The sequence below is a fragment of the Streptomyces sp. SKN60 genome, assembly GCF_026236535.1.
Classification (GTDB): Bacteria; Actinomycetota; Actinomycetes; order Streptomycetales; family Streptomycetaceae; genus Streptomyces.
In genome coordinates this window covers 22,755-37,762 of the sequence record NZ_JAHTMW010000014.1, presented here as the reverse complement: position 1 = coordinate 37,762, position 15,008 = coordinate 22,755, and the positions used below count along the sequence as shown (strand labels likewise).

General features: G+C 71.5%; 15 protein-coding genes. 4 read left to right on the top strand and 11 right to left on the bottom strand.

All coding sequences use genetic code 11. From position 1 onward, the window contains the following. Window position 1 precedes the first annotated feature (1 nt). The 5 genes from KV205_RS23380 to KV205_RS23360 form a co-directional block, all read right to left on the bottom strand. On the bottom strand, window positions 2–1,054 hold the full coding sequence (locus tag KV205_RS23380; protein WP_265866707.1) for an ATP-binding protein: 1,053 nt from the start codon (window positions 1,052–1,054) through the stop codon (window positions 2–4). Window positions 1,055–1,194: 140 nt separating this feature from the next. Next, window positions 1,195–1,932 (bottom strand): response regulator transcription factor, encoded by a 738-nt coding sequence (locus KV205_RS23375; protein WP_265866529.1) that lies wholly within the window; start codon window positions 1,930–1,932, stop codon window positions 1,195–1,197. Window positions 1,933–1,992: 60 nt separating this feature from the next. Beyond that, on the bottom strand, window positions 1,993–2,697 hold the full coding sequence (locus KV205_RS23370) for a spermidine synthase (protein WP_265866528.1): 705 nt from the start codon (window positions 2,695–2,697) through the stop codon (window positions 1,993–1,995). Between the two features lie 167 nt (window positions 2,698–2,864). Further along, window positions 2,865–3,350 carry a hypothetical protein gene (locus KV205_RS23365; RefSeq protein WP_265866527.1) on the bottom strand — a complete coding sequence of 162 codons (486 nt, stop codon included), beginning with the start codon at window positions 3,348–3,350 and terminating at the stop codon, window positions 2,865–2,867. A gap of 59 nt (window positions 3,351–3,409) precedes the next feature. Beyond that, a complete protein-coding gene (locus tag KV205_RS23360; protein ID WP_265866526.1) occupies window positions 3,410–4,045 on the bottom strand; it encodes a GNAT family N-acetyltransferase in 636 nt (211 codons plus the stop codon). Window positions 4,046–4,175: 130 nt separating this feature from the next. Between KV205_RS23360 and lon the strand changes: the two genes are divergently transcribed. After that, complete coding sequence (lon, locus tag KV205_RS23355; protein ID WP_265866525.1) at window positions 4,176–6,587, top strand: endopeptidase La; 2,412 nt, start codon at window positions 4,176–4,178, stop codon at window positions 6,585–6,587. A 68-nt stretch (window positions 6,588–6,655) separates the two neighbouring features. Here the strand turns inward: lon and KV205_RS23350 are convergent, their stop codons facing one another. The 3 genes from KV205_RS23350 to KV205_RS23340 all read right to left on the bottom strand — a co-directional run bounded on the left by KV205_RS23350 (window position 6,656) and on the right by KV205_RS23340 (window position 9,912). Beyond that, window positions 6,656–7,807 carry a glutamate--cysteine ligase gene (locus KV205_RS23350; RefSeq protein WP_265866524.1) on the bottom strand — a complete coding sequence of 384 codons (1,152 nt, stop codon included), beginning with the start codon at window positions 7,805–7,807 and terminating at the stop codon, window positions 6,656–6,658. 211 nt (window positions 7,808–8,018) lie between these two features. Continuing rightward, window positions 8,019–9,350 (bottom strand): VanZ family protein, encoded by a 1,332-nt coding sequence (locus tag KV205_RS23345; RefSeq protein WP_265866523.1) that lies wholly within the window; start codon window positions 9,348–9,350, stop codon window positions 8,019–8,021. Between the two features lie 133 nt (window positions 9,351–9,483). After that, the gene (locus KV205_RS23340; protein ID WP_265866522.1) at window positions 9,484–9,912 is read right to left on the bottom strand and encodes a hypothetical protein; all 429 of its coding nucleotides are present in this window, start codon (window positions 9,910–9,912) and stop codon (window positions 9,484–9,486) included. A 272-nt stretch (window positions 9,913–10,184) separates the two neighbouring features. Between KV205_RS23340 and KV205_RS23335 the strand changes: the two genes are divergently transcribed. Beyond that, entirely contained in the window at window positions 10,185–11,018 is an 834-nt protein-coding gene (locus KV205_RS23335) for a helix-turn-helix transcriptional regulator (protein WP_265866521.1), read from the top strand. Beyond that, a complete protein-coding gene (locus KV205_RS23330; RefSeq protein WP_265866520.1) occupies window positions 11,000–11,269 on the top strand; it encodes a DUF397 domain-containing protein in 270 nt (89 codons plus the stop codon). Before KV205_RS23335 ends, KV205_RS23330 begins: the two co-directional genes overlap by 19 nt. A gap of 4 nt (window positions 11,270–11,273) precedes the next feature. Here KV205_RS23330 and KV205_RS23325 read toward each other — a convergent pair whose 3' ends face one another. Both KV205_RS23325 and KV205_RS23320 read right to left on the bottom strand, forming a co-directional pair. Further along, a complete protein-coding gene (locus tag KV205_RS23325; protein ID WP_265866519.1) occupies window positions 11,274–12,146 on the bottom strand; it encodes a lytic polysaccharide monooxygenase in 873 nt (290 codons plus the stop codon). Between the two features lie 195 nt (window positions 12,147–12,341). Beyond that, window positions 12,342–13,196 (bottom strand): lysozyme, encoded by an 855-nt coding sequence (locus tag KV205_RS23320; RefSeq protein ID WP_265866518.1) that lies wholly within the window; start codon window positions 13,194–13,196, stop codon window positions 12,342–12,344. Window positions 13,197–13,445: 249 nt separating this feature from the next. Between KV205_RS23320 and KV205_RS23315 the strand changes: the two genes are divergently transcribed. Then, window positions 13,446–13,931, top strand: coding sequence for a MarR family transcriptional regulator (locus tag KV205_RS23315; RefSeq protein WP_265866517.1), 486 nt, complete (start codon window positions 13,446–13,448; stop codon window positions 13,929–13,931). A gap of 168 nt (window positions 13,932–14,099) precedes the next feature. Here the strand turns inward: KV205_RS23315 and KV205_RS23310 are convergent, their stop codons facing one another. Next, a complete protein-coding gene (locus KV205_RS23310) occupies window positions 14,100–14,882 on the bottom strand; it encodes a protein phosphatase 2C domain-containing protein (protein ID WP_265866516.1) in 783 nt (260 codons plus the stop codon). Between the last annotated feature and the right edge of the window lie 126 nt (window positions 14,883–15,008).

Genomic DNA, 15,008 nt, shown 5'->3' with positions numbered 1-15,008 from the left:
GTCAATCCCGTGCGGGAAAGCTGCCCGGAAGAGTGAGCTGAATGCGGCATCCACGTGACGATTCGGCCACGCCGATGTGACCGCCGTGCAGATCCACCGCCCAGCGCGCGATGGCCAGGCCGAGACCGGTGCCGCCGTCGCTGCCCGGGCCCTGCTGCGCCGGGACCGAGCCCCGGTTGAAGCGCTCGAAGACCTTGTGCCGCTCCGACGCCGGGATCCCCGGGCCCTCGTCGGCGACCTCGAGCACCAGCGACTCGGGACACAGGCCGCGCCGCGCCCGTACCGTCACGCGCCCGTGCGGCGGGGAGTGCTTCACCGCGTTGTCGATCAGATTGGCCATCACCTGGTGCAGCCGCTCCGCGTCCGCGTGCGCGGTCAGCTCGGGCGGCGAGACGTCCAGGTGCAGATGCACGTCGGTGCGGCGGTGCAGGCCGGAGGTGGAGGACAGGCCGCGCTGGGAGGCGGCGAGATTGGCCTCGCGCAGCACCCCGGACAGATACGGCCACACCTCGAAGCGGGTGCGCCGGAGCGTGACGACACCGTTGTCGAGCCGTGACAGGTCGAGCAGCGTCTCCACCAGCCGACCGAGCCGCTCGGTCTGCTTCAGGGCCGTCCGCATGGTCTCCGGGTCGGCCTCGGAGACACCGTCCACGACGTTCTCCAGAAGCGCCCGCAGCGCGGCGATGGGGGTCCGCAGCTCGTGCGAGACATTGGCCACCAGCTCCTTGCGGTGCCGGTCCACGGCCTCCAGGTCGTCCGCCATGCGGTTGATCGTGGAGGCCAGGTCGCCCAGCTCGTCACGGCGGTCGGCGCCCCGCACCCGGCGGCTGAAGTCGCCGTCCGAGATCGACCCGGCGACATGGTTCATCTCGTCGAGCGGCGCGGTCAGCGACTGCGCCACGAACTGGGTGATCAGCAGGGTCGCGATCATCGCGAAGATCGTGATGTAGCGGAACTCGGTCGAGGTGCGGATCGCCACCAGGGCGAGGCCCGAGGTCAGCAGGACCGCCCCGACGACCAGGGCGCCCAGCTTGGTCTTGATCGAGATCGCTATCCGGTGCCGCCGCCGGCGGCGGGCGAGCGGCCCGCGGGGGGCGCTCGGCGACTCGGGGCCCGCCGGTCCTTCGGGTCCCTGTGGTCCGTCGGGTCGCTCCGACCCCGCTGGTCCCTCCGGCCCCCTGGGCCCCCGCCGGCTCACGGCGCCGGGGTCTCCAGGGCGTAGCCGACGCCATGGACCGTACGGATCCGCTCGGCGCCGATCTTCCGGCGCAGCGCCTTGATGTGGGAGTCCACGGTCCGGGTGCCGGAGGCGTCCGCCCAGTCCCACACCTCGGCGAGCAGCTGCTCGCGGGAGAGCACCGCGCGCGGGGTGTTCGCGAGGCAGACGAGCAGGTCGAACTCGGTGGGCGTCAGATGCACGTCCTCCGCGCGGACCCGGACCCGGCGCTGCGCGTGGTCGATCTCCAGCTCGCCGAGCCGCAGGATCCCGCTGCGCGGGGTGACGGCGGCGAGCGCGGCCCGCTCCACCCGGCGCAGCAGCACGTGCACCCGGGCGGCCAGCTCGCGCATGGAGAACGGCTTCGTCATGTAGTCGTCGGCGCCGACGCCGAGGCCGACCAGCATGTCCGTCTCGTCGTCCCGCGCGGTGAGCATCAGGACCGGGACGGGGCGCTGGGCCTGCACCCGGCGGCACACCTCCAGGCCGTCGAAGCCGGGCAGCATCACGTCGAGCACCATCAGGTCCGGCTGCCACGCCTCGGCGGCGTCCACGGCCGCCGGGCCGTCGGTCGCGGTCTGCACCAGGAAGCCCTCGGCCCGCAGCCGTGCGGAGATCGCCTCCACGATCGTGGCGTCGTCCTCAACGACCAGGACGCGGCGTTGAGCTCCCGGAGTCGTCGCCGCACCGTGGTTCGTGGTGTGTGTCTGCTCCATTGCCCCGCCTCGCGTCGCCAACATCGGTGCAGCAGCCTAGAGGCAGCGGCGCCGTCAAGGCTACGCAGGCGATCCGGCGGGGCGGACGGCGAGGTGGACCACGTCGGGGACGCCCCGGGCAACGGGGATCTCTTCCGTCCGTACCCCGCTGAATCCGGCATTCCGCAACGAGCCTTCGAAATCGGCGGAGGGCTGCGCCGACCACACGGCGAGGATCCCGCCCGGCTTCAGGCGGGCCGCGCAGGCCGCCAAACCCTCGGCGGAATAAAGGGATTCGTTGTCCTCGGTGACCGTCCAGTCCGGCCCGTTGTCGATGTCCAGACACAGCGCGTCGTACGTGTCCGGGGAGGTGCGGACGTACTCCACCAGGTCCGTGTGCAGGATCACGGTGCGCGGATCGGCGAGCGCCGGACCCGACACGGTGGCCAGCGGACCCTGCCGGTGCCAGTCGATGATCGCCTCCTCACGCTCGGCGACGGCGATCCGTCCCCAGCGCGGATCGGCGGCGGCGTGCGCCAGCGAGAAGCCGACGCCGAGCCCACCGATCAGGACGGCCGCGCCCGGCCGCCGCTCCTCGGGCAGCGCGTCCATCGCCGCGTCCACGAGCAGCCGCTCCGAGCGCCCGTCGGAGGTGTCCATCAGGAAGGTGCCGTTGGCGATGATCTCGTAATGGGTGCGGTCCCCGGCGTGCGCGGCGTCCCGCCGGCGCAGGACGACCTCTCCGTACGGGCCCTCGCGGCGGTCGAGGGTGACGGGGCTGGTCATGCTCACTCCCTGGCTCGGTGCGTACGTGTCCGACCCGGCCATCCTCCGGAAGGCGGGGCGGCCGGGACAAACGCTTATCGACGCTTTTCGGACGGGGCGCGCAGGCGGGGCGCAGGCGGGGCGCGGACGGGGCGCGGCGCGTCAGGGCGCGGCCTCGGGGTGCGACCTCAGGGCGCGGTCGGCGGGCCGCCGTCGGGGAGGGCGTCGAAGACCCGCTGGAGCGCGGGCGGGCGGTCCTCGCCGTCGCGGGTGAGGACGAGCCGGTGGGCGTACGTGACGGCGTACTCGAATCCGTCGGCGACCGGGCGGCCGGTGGGGCGGTCCGGGACCTGCGCGTACGCCGGGTCCTCCAGGGCGGCGCGGAGCTCGGCGACCTGGGCCGGGGTCATCCGGCCGGTGGTGGGCTCGCCGGTGCCCCTGCGGAGGGTCCAGGAGCCGTCGTAGTGGACGACCAGCTTGTTCCGGACGCCCGCGAAGCCGCCGCTGACGACCACCTCGACCAGGTCCTCCTGGGGGGCCGGCTGCTCGTCCCGGGTCGCGGTGCTGCTCGGGCCCGGGGTTTCCGGGGGCGCCGCGGGGGCCTGGCCGCAGCCGGTGACCACGACGACCGCGGCGAGGACCGCCGCCGCTCCGTACCGCTTCACGTGCTCCATGGCCCGAGCATGCCCGCACTTCGGGGTCGTCCGCAGCCGGAACGAGTGAAGGGGGCGGCTCAGGCGGTGCGGACGATGCCGGTGAGCGGGCCGCGGTAGTACCAGTCGAGGGAGTCGTAGAGCGCCATCCCGTCGGTGGTCGCCGACAGGACCCCGGTCTCGGCGCCGGCCTGCGCGGCGGCCGCCTCCAGGGTGCGCATCACATTGGCGCCGAGGCCGCGCCGCCGGTGGGCCGGATCGGTCTCTATCTGGTCCGCGACCGCCGTCTCCCCGGTCGGCGCGATCTGGCCGCGGGCCGCCAGGGTGCCGTCGGGGGCGAGGATGCGCACCCGGATCACCCCGTCGCGGGTCTCGGTGGTGCGCGCGTAGCCCTCGGGCGGCGCGGGCCGGACCGAGGGGTCGAGCCGCTTGGTCATCATGAAGCCGGGGTCGTCGGGCACCGTCCAGCCCTCGGTGATCCAGGGCGTCACCTCCTCGGGCGCGGCCATCACCTTCAGCCAGGCGCCCCGCTCGGCGATGCCCGCGCACAGCTTCCCGACGGACACCGCGTCCGGGTGCGGCAGCACGTGCCGGAAGACGTGCCCGGGGAGTCCGACGTCGATCCGGTAGCCCCAGGGCTCGACGACGGCGGGCGGGGTGCCCCGGGAGACGGTCCAGCCGGCCACCCAGGCCGATGTAATGGCTGCGATATCCATGAGGTCATTACATCTGCTGTTCACGGCCTGCGGAGAGGTGATCGCTCAGAGCGAACACGGGGTGGGGAACATTCGGGGGCGCAGATGCATTGAGTCGGCATAGCTCAACTTGACTGCCGAAGGGGAGATCATGGCTGCTGAGTCCATGGCGTCCGCGCCGATCGCTCTGCCTGTGCTGCCGCTCGACGACGAGGTCGTGCTGCCCGGAATGGTGGTGCCGCTGGACCTGTCCGACAACGACGTACGGGCCGCGGTCGAGGCCGCGCAGGCCGCCGCGCGCGGCGGCACCGGGAAGCCCCGGGTGCTGCTGGTGCCGCGGGTGGACGGCACGTACGCCGGGACCGGTGTGCTCGGCACCGTCGAGCAGGTCGGACGGCTGTCCGACGGCGACCCCGGCGCGCTGATCCGCGCCCGCGGCCGGGTCCGTATCGGCGCCGGCACCACCGGCCCCGGCGGCGCCCTGTGGGTCGAGGGCACCGTCGTCGAGGAGGTCCTGCCCGATCCGGTGCCCGGCTCCGTGACCGAACTGGTCAAGGAGTACAAGGCGCTGGCCACCAGCTGGCTGCGCAAGCGCGGCGCCTGGCAGGTCGTCGACCGCGTCCAGCAGATCGAGGGCGTCGGCGCCCTCGCCGACAACTCGGGCTACTCGCCCTTCCTCACCGTCGAGCAGAAGCTCGCGCTCCTGGAGACCGCCGACCCGGTCGCCCGCCTCAAGCTCGCCACCGCGCAGCTGCGCGAGCACCTGGCCGAGCAGGACGTCGCCGAGACCATCGCCAAGGACGTCCAGGAGGGCGTCGACAAGCAGCAGCGCGAGTTCCTGCTGCGGCGTCAGCTCGAAGCCGTCCGCAAGGAGCTGCGCGAGCTCAACGGCGAGAGCGAGGCGGACGAGACCGACGACTACCGGGCCCGCGTCGAGGCCGCCGACCTGCCGGAGAAGGTCCGCGAGGCGGCCCTCAAGGAGGTCGAGAAGCTGGAGCGGTCCAGCGACCAGTCCCCGGAGGGCTCCTGGATCCGCACCTGGCTGGACACCGTGCTCGAACTCCCGTGGAACGAGCGGACCGAGGACCGGTACGACATCCTGGGCGCCAAGGCGGTCCTGGACGCCGAGCACGCGGGCCTGGAGGACGTGAAGGAGCGCATCACCGAGTACCTGGCCGTCCGCAAGCGCCGGGCCGAGCGCGGCCTCGGCGTGGTCGGCGGCCGCCGCGGCGGCGCCGTGCTCGCGCTCGTCGGCCCGCCCGGCGTCGGCAAGACCTCGCTCGGCGAGTCCGTCGCGCACGCGATGGGCCGCAAGTTCGTCCGGGTCGCCCTCGGCGGCGTCCGGGACGAGGCGGAGATCCGCGGCCACCGGCGCACGTACGTCGGCGCGCTGCCCGGCCGCATCGTCCGGGCGATCAAGGAGGCCGGGTCCATGAACCCGGTGGTCCTGCTCGACGAGATCGACAAGGTCGGCTCCGACTTCCGCGGCGACCCGGCGGCGGCGCTGCTCGAAGTCCTCGACCCGGCGCAGAACCACACCTTCCGCGACCACTACCTGGAGGTCGAACTCGACCTGAGCGACGTGGTCTTCCTCGCCACGGCGAACGTCCTGGAGGCCATCCCGGAGGCCCTGCTCGACCGCATGGAGCTGGTCCGCCTCGACGGCTACACCGAGGACGAGAAGGTCGTCATCGCCCGTGACCACCTGCTGCCCCGGCAGCTGGAGCGGGCCGGGCTCGCCGAGGGCGAGATCGTCCTGGAGGAGTCGGCGCTGCGCAAGCTGGCCGGCGAGTACACCCGGGAGGCGGGCGTCCGCACCCTGGAGCGCTCGATCGCCCGGCTGCTCCGCAAGGTGGCCGCCCAGCACGAGCTCGGCGAGCGCGAGCTGCCCGCCACCCTCGGCGAGGGCGACCTGCGCGGCCTGATCGGCCGGCCGCACCACGTGCCCGAGTCCGCCCAGGACCCGGCCGAGCGCCGCACCTCGGTGCCCGGCGTGGCCACCGGCCTCGCCGTCACCGGCGCGGGCGGCGACGTCCTCTTCGTCGAGGCCTCGCTGGCCGACCCGGAGACCGGCGCGGCCGGACTGACCCTCACCGGTCAGCTGGGCGACGTGATGAAGGAGTCCGCGCAGATCGCGCTCTCCTTCCTCCGCTCGCACGGCGCGGAGCTGGAGCTGCCCGTCACCGGTCTCAAGGACCGCGGCGTGCACATCCACTTCCCGGCCGGCGCGGTCCCGAAGGACGGCCCCAGCGCGGGCATCACGATGACCACGGCCCTCGCCTCGCTGCTCAGCGGCCGGCAGGTGCGCACGGACGTCGCGATGACCGGCGAGGTCTCCCTCACCGGCCGGGTCCTGCCGATCGGCGGCCTGAAGCAGAAGCTCCTCGCCGCCCACCGCGCGGGCATCACGACCGTCGTGATCCCCAAGCGCAACGAGGCCGACCTCGACGACGTCCCCGCCGAGATCCTCCAGAAGCTGGAGGTCCACCCGGTCACGGACGTCCGCCAGGTCCTGGAGATCGCGCTGACCCCGGCGGAGCTCGCGGTGAGCGCGGCGGCCTGACGGCCGGTCCGGCCTGACGGCCGGCCTGGTGGGGCGCGTTCCGCGTGGGGCGCGCCCCACCGGCCGTCTCAGGCGGGGGTGGTGCGGCGTACGGCGTCGGCGACGACCGAGGCAAGACCCGGGGCGCCGTCCCGCGCGGCCCGCTGGAGGTCGGCCCCGGTGCCCCGGGCGAGCAGCAGCTCCAGTCCGCGCACGGTCCGGTCCAGGTCGCCGGCGGCCCGCAGGGCCGGGGTGACATGGTGGAGCAGGGCCTCCAGGACGGCCGCCGCCGGGGCCGGCTGCCAGGTCAGGGGGTGCAGCAGCTCGCCCCGGAGCCCGTATCGGCTGGCCCGCCAGGACGCCAGGCGCAGCACGGCGGTCGGAACGGGATCGGCCTCCCGGCCCGCCCGCCAGGACCGGGCCTCGGTGTCCACCAGGGCGCGGACGAGGACGGCCAGGAGCACCCCGTCCTCGACGTGCTGGCACACATCGCCGACCCGCACCTCCACCGTCGGGTATCGGCGGGACAGCCGGGCGTCGAAGTAGACCATGTGGTCGTCGACGAGCACCTCGCTCGCCAGCATCGCCCGCGTGGTCTCCTCGTACGCCGCGACGTCGCCGTACAGCTCGCTCGGCCCGCTCATCGGCCAGCGCGACCAGAGCTGGTGGCGCCAGCTCGCGTAGCCGGTGTCCCGGCCCTGCCAGTACGGCGAATTGGCGCTGAGCGCGAGGAGCGGCGCGAGCCAGGGCCGGAGCCGGTCGAGGACCCCGACGCCCTCCTCGGCGGAGGCGAGATGGACGTGCACGTGACAGGCGCAGGTGAGCTTGTCGTCGACGAGCCGGGCGAACCGGTCCTCGATCCGCCGGTAGCGGTCGGCCGGATTGAGCAGCGGGTCGAAGCGCACCGGCGCGGTCGCGAGGGCCGCGACGGCCGCGCCCGCCTCCTTGGCGGCGGCCGCGGCGGCGGTCCTGGCCTGCCGCAGCCGCTCGTCGAGCTCGGCCGAGGTGGCGCAGGGCGGGGTGGCGATCTCCAGCATCTCGCAGAACAACTCGGACTTCGCCGGCTCGCCCCGCTCCGCCGGCCGCAGCACATCGGCGTGCCAGGCGGCGATCTCGGTGACGGCGCCGGACAGCGGCCGGGGCATCCCGCTCTCGGGATCGACGAGGAGCAGTTCCTCCTCCACCCCGACCGTGCGCGGCCCATCTCCGCGGTGGTAGACCCACCGCTGCTGCTTCCGCATGGAGTGCTCACCTTCGCGATCGGACGACGTGCGCTGACGGCCGTTCGAACAGAGCTCTCCCGAAGCTTGTCCACGGAACCACCCACTCCCACCCGTCCTGGTGCGGATGGCGCGAAATCGACACCCGATGGAGCGACGGAGGGCACGAGGGCGACGCACACCCCGGGCGCCTCCCGCGTGGCCTGTCCGGCAGACGGGGCGGCAGGCGCTGTTACTGAGCCGCCTCGCTCACCACTTCATTGATGGGCACGCCCGCTGGTTGCGAGCTGAAACTAATGAGATTTCGCGCCTCGGCGTCGATGACTGCGAGGCCGCTCCCTCCCTTGATCTGGCCAAAGGCGAGCCAGTGAATCTTCCACTCGTCGTCGACTGATTTCGCGACCAGCTCGAGTTCGACCGGTGTACCCGAGTCGACCGCGGCTGCCTGACGGAACATTCTGGCCGCCTCTTCCCTCGTCACTCTGGGGGCAGGAAGAGCGGGATCATCGATATCGCGCATGATGAGCTGGGTCATCGCTCCGGAAGGGTCGACCTGAATGTCGAGCCGCATCGGCATCATCACGCCATCCCTGTTGTGGCGGCGCCAGCTTGTCATCCAGCCCATCTCGGCCTTGGCCCCCACGGGCGACGTGACGGGTTCGGCGCCGCCCAGGGCCCATGGGGCGTGGTCCTTGGCATACGAGAGAGCGAGATCATGTGCCGCCTGCGCGTTGATGGGGCGACCGACAGGGTTGCCGCCGAGCGGATACCCGGTGGAGCCGTTCCCGCTCGACATGTCGAGGGATGCCTTGAAGGTTCTGCGATCCGGCCAGCTCAACTCGGCGAACCCCACGTCGAGGTTGGCCATCACCGTGCCGGCATCACCACTCGGGCCTCGCGCAAAATCGATGCTGTTGATTTTGAAATGGTTGCCGAATGCGGATGCGACGGCCTTGCGAGCCGCGCCTTGCTGGTCTTCGTTTGCGTCGACGACAGCGACTGTATATGCCACTCTCTCGGGGTGAATGAACGCCACCCAAAGGCCGATGAGGAGCGCGGCAGAACCCAGCCACACGGTGACGAGTCGGCGCGTGGCGTAAAGCAGGCGCACCGAACCTTCGGAGTCGTCGATCCTTGTCGCGACCCATCCGACGGCGGCGCCGGCGGCAACTCCGAGAGTGTTCATCAGCAGGTCGCTCGTGTCGCAGCCCCGCCCCAGGAAGGTCAGTGTGGCCTGGGCGGTTTCAATGCCGGTGGTCAGCAGGAAGCCGCCGATGAGGGTTCCCAGGACGTTGCGTGTCGCCAACACGCCGAGGAGGCCGACCGGGAGGAAGAGTCCAGCGTTCAGGATTCCCTGGGATGTCGTGAGGGGCTCGGTTATGTCGCTGTTCACGATGCAGATCCGCGACTGTTCCGTGGGCGATCCGGTCGACCACAGCGTCAGAGAGACGACGGCGGTGACGGCTGCCGCGAGCAAGGCGTGGAACGCGGGGCGCTCGGTTTCTCTCGATCGCGCGATGCGAAAGCGCAGAGCTCCCACGGACAAGGCGATGAGGGTGGCCAAGAGCACGAACATCTCGTGCCCTTTGAATACCGCGTACAGCAATTCAGGGTCTCTCTAGGCGATGGCAGCGCGATGTGATGCGTCCCGGTGCGGTAGCGCACCGGGACGGGAAGCAGGTCGGACGCGAACCGTGTCAGCAGCTGCTGGAGGTGGCGGCAGGCGTCTGGTAGGTCGTTCCGGATGTGTAGAGAAGCCCGTTGGTGGGGTAGCACGGATTGGCGACCCCGCCCCACAGGGCGTAAGCCTCTACCGACGTCGTGATGGTCTGGGACGCCTTGTAATGGGTGCTGCCGCTACGGAGATATCCCAACTTCCCAGTGATGGCGCTTCCGCCCGTCTTGCGGTACACGACCGAGATCGTCTTACCACCGTCTCCGAGGTGGATCGAGAGGTAGCCGTTGGAGAGCGTGGTGCAACGATCGCCGCGCGTGATGTATCCGTCGCTGGGGCAGGTGGTGACCTGCGCGCCTGCGGTTCCGGCGCTCGCTGTGGAGGCGGCTCCCAGTACCGGTACCAGCGTGATCGCGGCCGCGACAGCAACCTTGGAGGCCGATATGCGCATGTGAGAATCCTCAACTTACTTCAAATTGGCATGAGTCTGCGATTCTTCAGCTACGCGGCCGACGAGCAGGAATGGAAACGGGGACTGTGTCAGGTTCAGGGGGGCAATGGCTGATAGGGCGTCAATGTGGCCGGAAGCGGAGCCCTCCTGTTCGCCGTTAACCCCCGTTCGGGGGAATCTCCGGGTCCGGGTGCTTTGGGTGAGGGGGAGTCCGTAGAGTCGGTGGTGGCTACGGGGGTGGCAACTGTGCTGCAGGGTTGGGGAGTTAAACCATGGCCAAGGCTAAGCGGCAGGAAGCGTGGGAGTTCTTCGGTGAGCTGCTGAAGGAGCACCGGGAGGCGGCGGGGCTCACGCAGAGCGAGTTGGGTGCGCGGGTGTTCGTCTCCGGGGCGTACATCGGGTTGTTCGAGCAGGGGGTCCGGAAGCCGCAGCTGGAGCTGGCGACGATGTTCGACGAGGTGCTGAAGACGGGGCACCTGTTTGAGAAGACCTGGCGGAGGTTGATCAACAAGTCGCCGTACGCGTCGTATTTTCAGGCGGCGGCCGAGCTGGAGGCGGTGGCGACGAAGATCTGTGCCTTCGCCCCCACCGTTGTGCCCGGCCTGCTCCAGACGCCCGCCTACGCGCGCGCGGTCACTCTCTCCAGCAACCCGCTCGCCACCGACGAGTACGTCGAGGACACCGTCAAGGGGCGGATGGATCGGGCCGCGATCCTCAAGGACGAGACGAGGCCCGTGTACTGGGCGATCCTGCATGAGACGGCGCTGCGCATCCCGGTGGGCGGCCCGGCGGTGATGGCCGAGCAGCTGGACCACATCGCGGCGTACGTGCGCGAGCGCAAGGCGCTGGTCCAGGTGCTGCCGTACGCGGCGGGCGCGTACCCCCAGATGGGGAAGATGATTCAGATGATGGAGTTCGAGGACCAGCCTCCAACGGTCTATACGGAGGCGCTGTTTTCGGGGAATCTGCTGGACGATCCGGCGGTGGTGAAGCGCAGTCAGGCGGCCTACGATCTGCTCAGGAGCGCCGCGCTGTCGCCGGAGGCGTCCCTGGCCCTGATCGAATCGGCGGCGGAGGACTACAGACGATGCGCGCCTACGACCTGAACAACGCCCACTGGTTCAAGAGCTCCTACAGCGACGGCGACGGCGGCGAGTGCGTCGAGGTCTCGTACGACTTCGCGGACGCCGGCTGGCGCAAGAGCTCCTTCAGCGACGGCGACGGCGGAAACTGCGTCGAGGTCCGGGACGACGTTCCCGGCGTCGTCCCGGTCCGCGACAGCAAGGTCCCCGCCGGGCCGGTCCTCGTGGTGGCCGCCCCGGCGTGGGAGTCCTTCGTCGCCGCCCTGAAGGCCTGACGCCTTAGCCCTCGTTGCGGCGGCGGGTCAGCAGGATGCTGCCCGCTCCGAAGGCGGCCAGGGCGCCGGCGCCCGCGAGGGCCAGGGGGAGCGGGGAGGCGGGGGACTCGGTGGTGTCGGCGGAGAGGGCCGGGGGCTGTTCGTCGCCGCCGTGGCCCGCGTGGCTGACCGTGGAGAGCGAGGCGCCCGCGGCGATCTTCGACTCGGTCGGGGCCTGCGCGGCCGTGCTGGTCGCGCCGGCCGTGCTGCCGAAGGTGACGTCCGAGCAGCTGTAGAAGGCCTCGGGGCTGTCGTTGCGCTGCCAGACCATGTAGACGATGTGGCGGCCGGTGCGGGACGGCAGGGAGCCGTTGAAGGAGTAGTAGCCGTCGGTCGAGGTGCGGGTGGTGTTGTAGACGGCGGCGGGGGTGCTGTCGAGGTCCGACCACTTGAGCGGCTGCGTCGGGTCGAAGCCCTGCTTGGTGATGTACATCGTCATCGTGCCGGAGTGCGGGGCGGTGACGCGGACCTTGAAGCCGAAGGGGCCGGAGGCGACCGCCGTGGCCGGCCAGTCGGTGCGGGCCCAGTCGAGCGCGCGGTACTTGTCGCGGTTGGCCGAGCAGAGCTTGCCGTCCGGGATGACGGCCTGGTGGTTGTCGGCGGCGTTGGCGATGTTGACCTCGTTCCAGTCGTACAGCGGCTGGGTGCCGGAGTCGGCGACGAGGTCCTTGCACACCTGCGAGTCGAGGGACTCCGGCCCCTCGGCGTAACAGGCGGCGATCCGGCTGACCGGGTTGAACACCGCGCCGTGGGCCTGCGCAGCGGTCGGGGTGAGGGAGACGAGCGCGGCGGCGGAGACCGCGGCGAGGGCGGCGGTGGTGCGGCGAGGGGACGGCATGCGGGGGCTCTCTCTCGTGCGTGGGGAGGACGGGTCGAGCAACACACGTGCGGCTCATGGGAGTTGCGGTCTCCCGGTGGCGCCGCCAAGAGGGTCGCATTGGTCCATACCAATAGGCAAGAGGTGGCCGCGAACGCGCGACGGCGGGGTCCCGGGCGTGCCGCTCGCCCGGGACCCCGCCGCCGTACGGTTCCGTCAGCCGTTTGCGAGCGCCTGCACCCGCGAGAGGTCGCCGTTGAAGTGGTTGTGGTCGCCGACCGTCGGGCCGGACGAGGTGTACTGCCACATCGTGTAGTAGCCCCAGCCGGCCGGGAGCTCGCCCACCTCGGAGGCGTACCGCGCGACCCACAGCGGGTTGGTGGTGGCGAAGCCGCCGTAGTTGCCGGTGCACTGCTTCCACCAGCTGGTGGCCGTGTAGATCACCGGGTCGCGGCCGGTCCGGTACTTGTAGCGGTTCACGAAGTCGCGGATCCAGGAGACCATCCCCGACTGCGTCTTGCCGTAGCAGGTCGCGCCGTACGGGTTCCACTCGATGTCCAGCGCGCCGGGCAGCGTCTTGCCGTCCCTCGACCAGCCGCCGCCGTTGTTCACGAAGTAGTCGGCCTGCGCCGCGCCCGTCGTGGTGTCCGGCGTGGCGAAGTGGTACGAGCCGCGGATCATGCCCACGTTGTACGAGCCGTTGTACTGCTGCGCGAAGTAGGTGTTCTTGTAGTAGGTGCCCTCCGTCGCCTTGACGTAGGCCCACTTCACCCCGCTGTTCCACAGCGTCGACCAGGCGACGTTCCCCTGGTGGCTGGAGACGTCCACGCCCTCGGTCTGCACGGCCTGGATCGAGATGCCGCCGGGCGCCGTGCCCTGGCCGTCGTGGGCGATCACGCCCATGCCCATGTAGGCGGAGCCGCGGGCGGGGACCTGCTTGGCGGCCTTGGGGGTCTTGGCGTCGGGGTCCGGCGCGGCGCTCTCGGTGCCGGAGAGAGCGAGGGGGAGGGTGAGGGTCAGGGCCGCGAGAGCGGCGCCGGCGAGGGTCGTTCCGGATCTGTGCACACGCATCGCGTGCCTCCGAGGGGCTCGGCGGGGGAACCAGGACGGGGGAACCAGGACGGAGCTGCCCGCGTCAAAGCTGGCGCGGACATGTCATGCAGTGTCGCCGGAGACGACGCTACGCACGTAGACCCGCCGGACGGAAGAGGGCCCGGCGGCTGCCGTTGGTCTACGCCTGCGAAATACTGAAAGAGCTGCGGCGATGGCCGGCGGCGTAAGAAACTTTCAGCGAGCGGAAAGCGCGCGAGGGGTGCTGACGTGCACGTAAGCGGTACGGGGAGTGAAGCCGGACCCAAGAGCGGGAGTGGTGTGGACCAGGAATTCCTCGCCCTGGAACGCGAACTGGCGGTCTTTCTGCGCCGCGCCCGCGCCCAGTCCGGCGAGATGGCCCGCGAGGTCCACCCCGAACTGGAGCCCGCCGCCTACGGACTCTTCGTCCGGCTCGACGACGCCGGACCCCAGCGCGCCACCGACCTGGCGGGCTACTTCGGCGTCGGCAAGGCCACGATGAGCCGCCAGCTGCGCGCCCTGGAGGACCTCGGCCTGGTCGCCCGCGACCCCGACCCCGCCGACGGCCGCGCCTCCCTGGTCCGGCTCACCGAGGAGGGCCAGGGCCGCTTCCGCCACGTCCGGGACGCCCGCCGCGAGCGCTACGTCCGCAAGCTCGCCGACTGGGACCGCGCCGAGGTCGCGGAACTGGCCCGGCTGCTCCACCACTTCAACGTACGGTCGGCCGAAGGCTGAGGGTGCCCCCTTTGTTTGGCCTCCCTCGCCTCCGGGCGCTTTGAGCCGGGCTCACAGCCCCGACCGTGCTCGCCTCCCTCGTGCCTCGGGAGGCTCCGCGCGCTCAGGGCTGTTCCCCCGGCGCGCCCTTTGGCTCACTCGGCGGTCACATGGGTGGTCCCGGACCAGTCAGAAAGCCGCGTAGACGACCGTCGCGTCGTCGTGGACCTTCCAGCGGTGTACGCCGCCGGCCGCCGCGTCCGCCGTCTCCAGGGCCCGCACCCGGCGCAGCAGCCCGTACGCGCCCTCCTTGTCGAGGACCGCGAAGAGGTCCGTCCAGTCGCCGGCCCGGAACAGCTCCACCCAGCGGGTCGCGCCGTCGCTGAGCGCCGCCAGCGCCCGTACGGCCGAGCGCGGGCTCGTCCCGGTCACCGCGCGGGCGGCGACGGAGGGGTCGGCGGCGGCCGTGAAGAAGCCGCCCTCCGCGTTGCGCAGCCGGTCCGTGGCCGCCAGGGAGCGGCGCACCTCGTCCGGCACCCGGTCGAGCCGGTCGTCCAGCACCGCCCGTACCGCGCCGTCCGGGGCGGCGAGGAGCAGCGCCGCGTCGGACAGCACCAGGTGCTCCACCGTCGCCTCGTCCCAGCGCGCCATGGCCACCGTCGCCTGCGGAGTGCGGACGTGAGAAAGGTCACAGGTGTTCCGGTGGGCGTCCGCGGTGCGCCGGATTGCCAAGGAGAGAATCCCGGACAGTGTCAGATCGCGCCGTGAAGCGGACAGTTCCGTCAAAGCGCCGCCCAGCCGAGCGGTGAACCAGGGCACCCCGTGCACACAACCGTCGTCGCCCGCCGGGGGCGTCACCCCGTCCAGGACCACGACCGTCCCACCCGCCCCCGCGGCGGGCAGAGCTGCGGCCGCCCAGTCCTCATTGGGGCGTTCGGGACTGCCGGGGAGGGTCACCGCTTCCGTGCGCATGATCCACAGTCTGCCCCGCACGGCCTCGTCGGACGACCCGCCTGCATCCTTCCTTCACGCCGCCTCCAGACGCCCGAAAATGGCCTGTACCAAAGGCACCTGACGGGGGCGGAGGCCCGGAAGTGA

What these genes read in the sequence shown, in the direction of transcription:
- KV205_RS23375 (WP_265866529.1), bottom strand. Translation starts at nt 1,932, where the DNA reads ATGGAGCAGACACACACCACGAACCACGGTGCGGCGACGACTCCGGGA.
- KV205_RS23370 (WP_265866528.1), bottom strand. Translation starts at nt 2,697, where the DNA reads ATGACCAGCCCCGTCACCCTCGACCGCCGCGAGGGCCCGTACGGAGAG.
- KV205_RS23365 (WP_265866527.1), bottom strand. Translation starts at nt 3,350, where the DNA reads ATGGAGCACGTGAAGCGGTACGGAGCGGCGGCGGTCCTCGCCGCGGTC.
- KV205_RS23360 (WP_265866526.1), bottom strand. Translation starts at nt 4,045, where the DNA reads ATGGATATCGCAGCCATTACATCGGCCTGGGTGGCCGGCTGGACCGTC.
- lon (WP_265866525.1), top strand. Translation starts at nt 4,176, where the DNA reads ATGGCTGCTGAGTCCATGGCGTCCGCGCCGATCGCTCTGCCTGTGCTG.
- KV205_RS23350 (WP_265866524.1), bottom strand. Translation starts at nt 7,807, where the DNA reads ATGCGGAAGCAGCAGCGGTGGGTCTACCACCGCGGAGATGGGCCGCGC.
- KV205_RS23340 (WP_265866522.1), bottom strand. Translation starts at nt 9,912, where the DNA reads ATGCGCATATCGGCCTCCAAGGTTGCTGTCGCGGCCGCGATCACGCTG.
- KV205_RS23335 (WP_265866521.1), top strand. Translation starts at nt 10,185, where the DNA reads ATGGCCAAGGCTAAGCGGCAGGAAGCGTGGGAGTTCTTCGGTGAGCTG.
- KV205_RS23330 (WP_265866520.1), top strand. Translation starts at nt 11,000, where the DNA reads ATGCGCGCCTACGACCTGAACAACGCCCACTGGTTCAAGAGCTCCTAC.
- KV205_RS23325 (WP_265866519.1), bottom strand. Translation starts at nt 12,146, where the DNA reads ATGCCGTCCCCTCGCCGCACCACCGCCGCCCTCGCCGCGGTCTCCGCC.
- KV205_RS23320 (WP_265866518.1), bottom strand. Translation starts at nt 13,196, where the DNA reads ATGCGTGTGCACAGATCCGGAACGACCCTCGCCGGCGCCGCTCTCGCG.
- KV205_RS23310 (WP_265866516.1), bottom strand. Translation starts at nt 14,882, where the DNA reads ATGCGCACGGAAGCGGTGACCCTCCCCGGCAGTCCCGAACGCCCCAAT.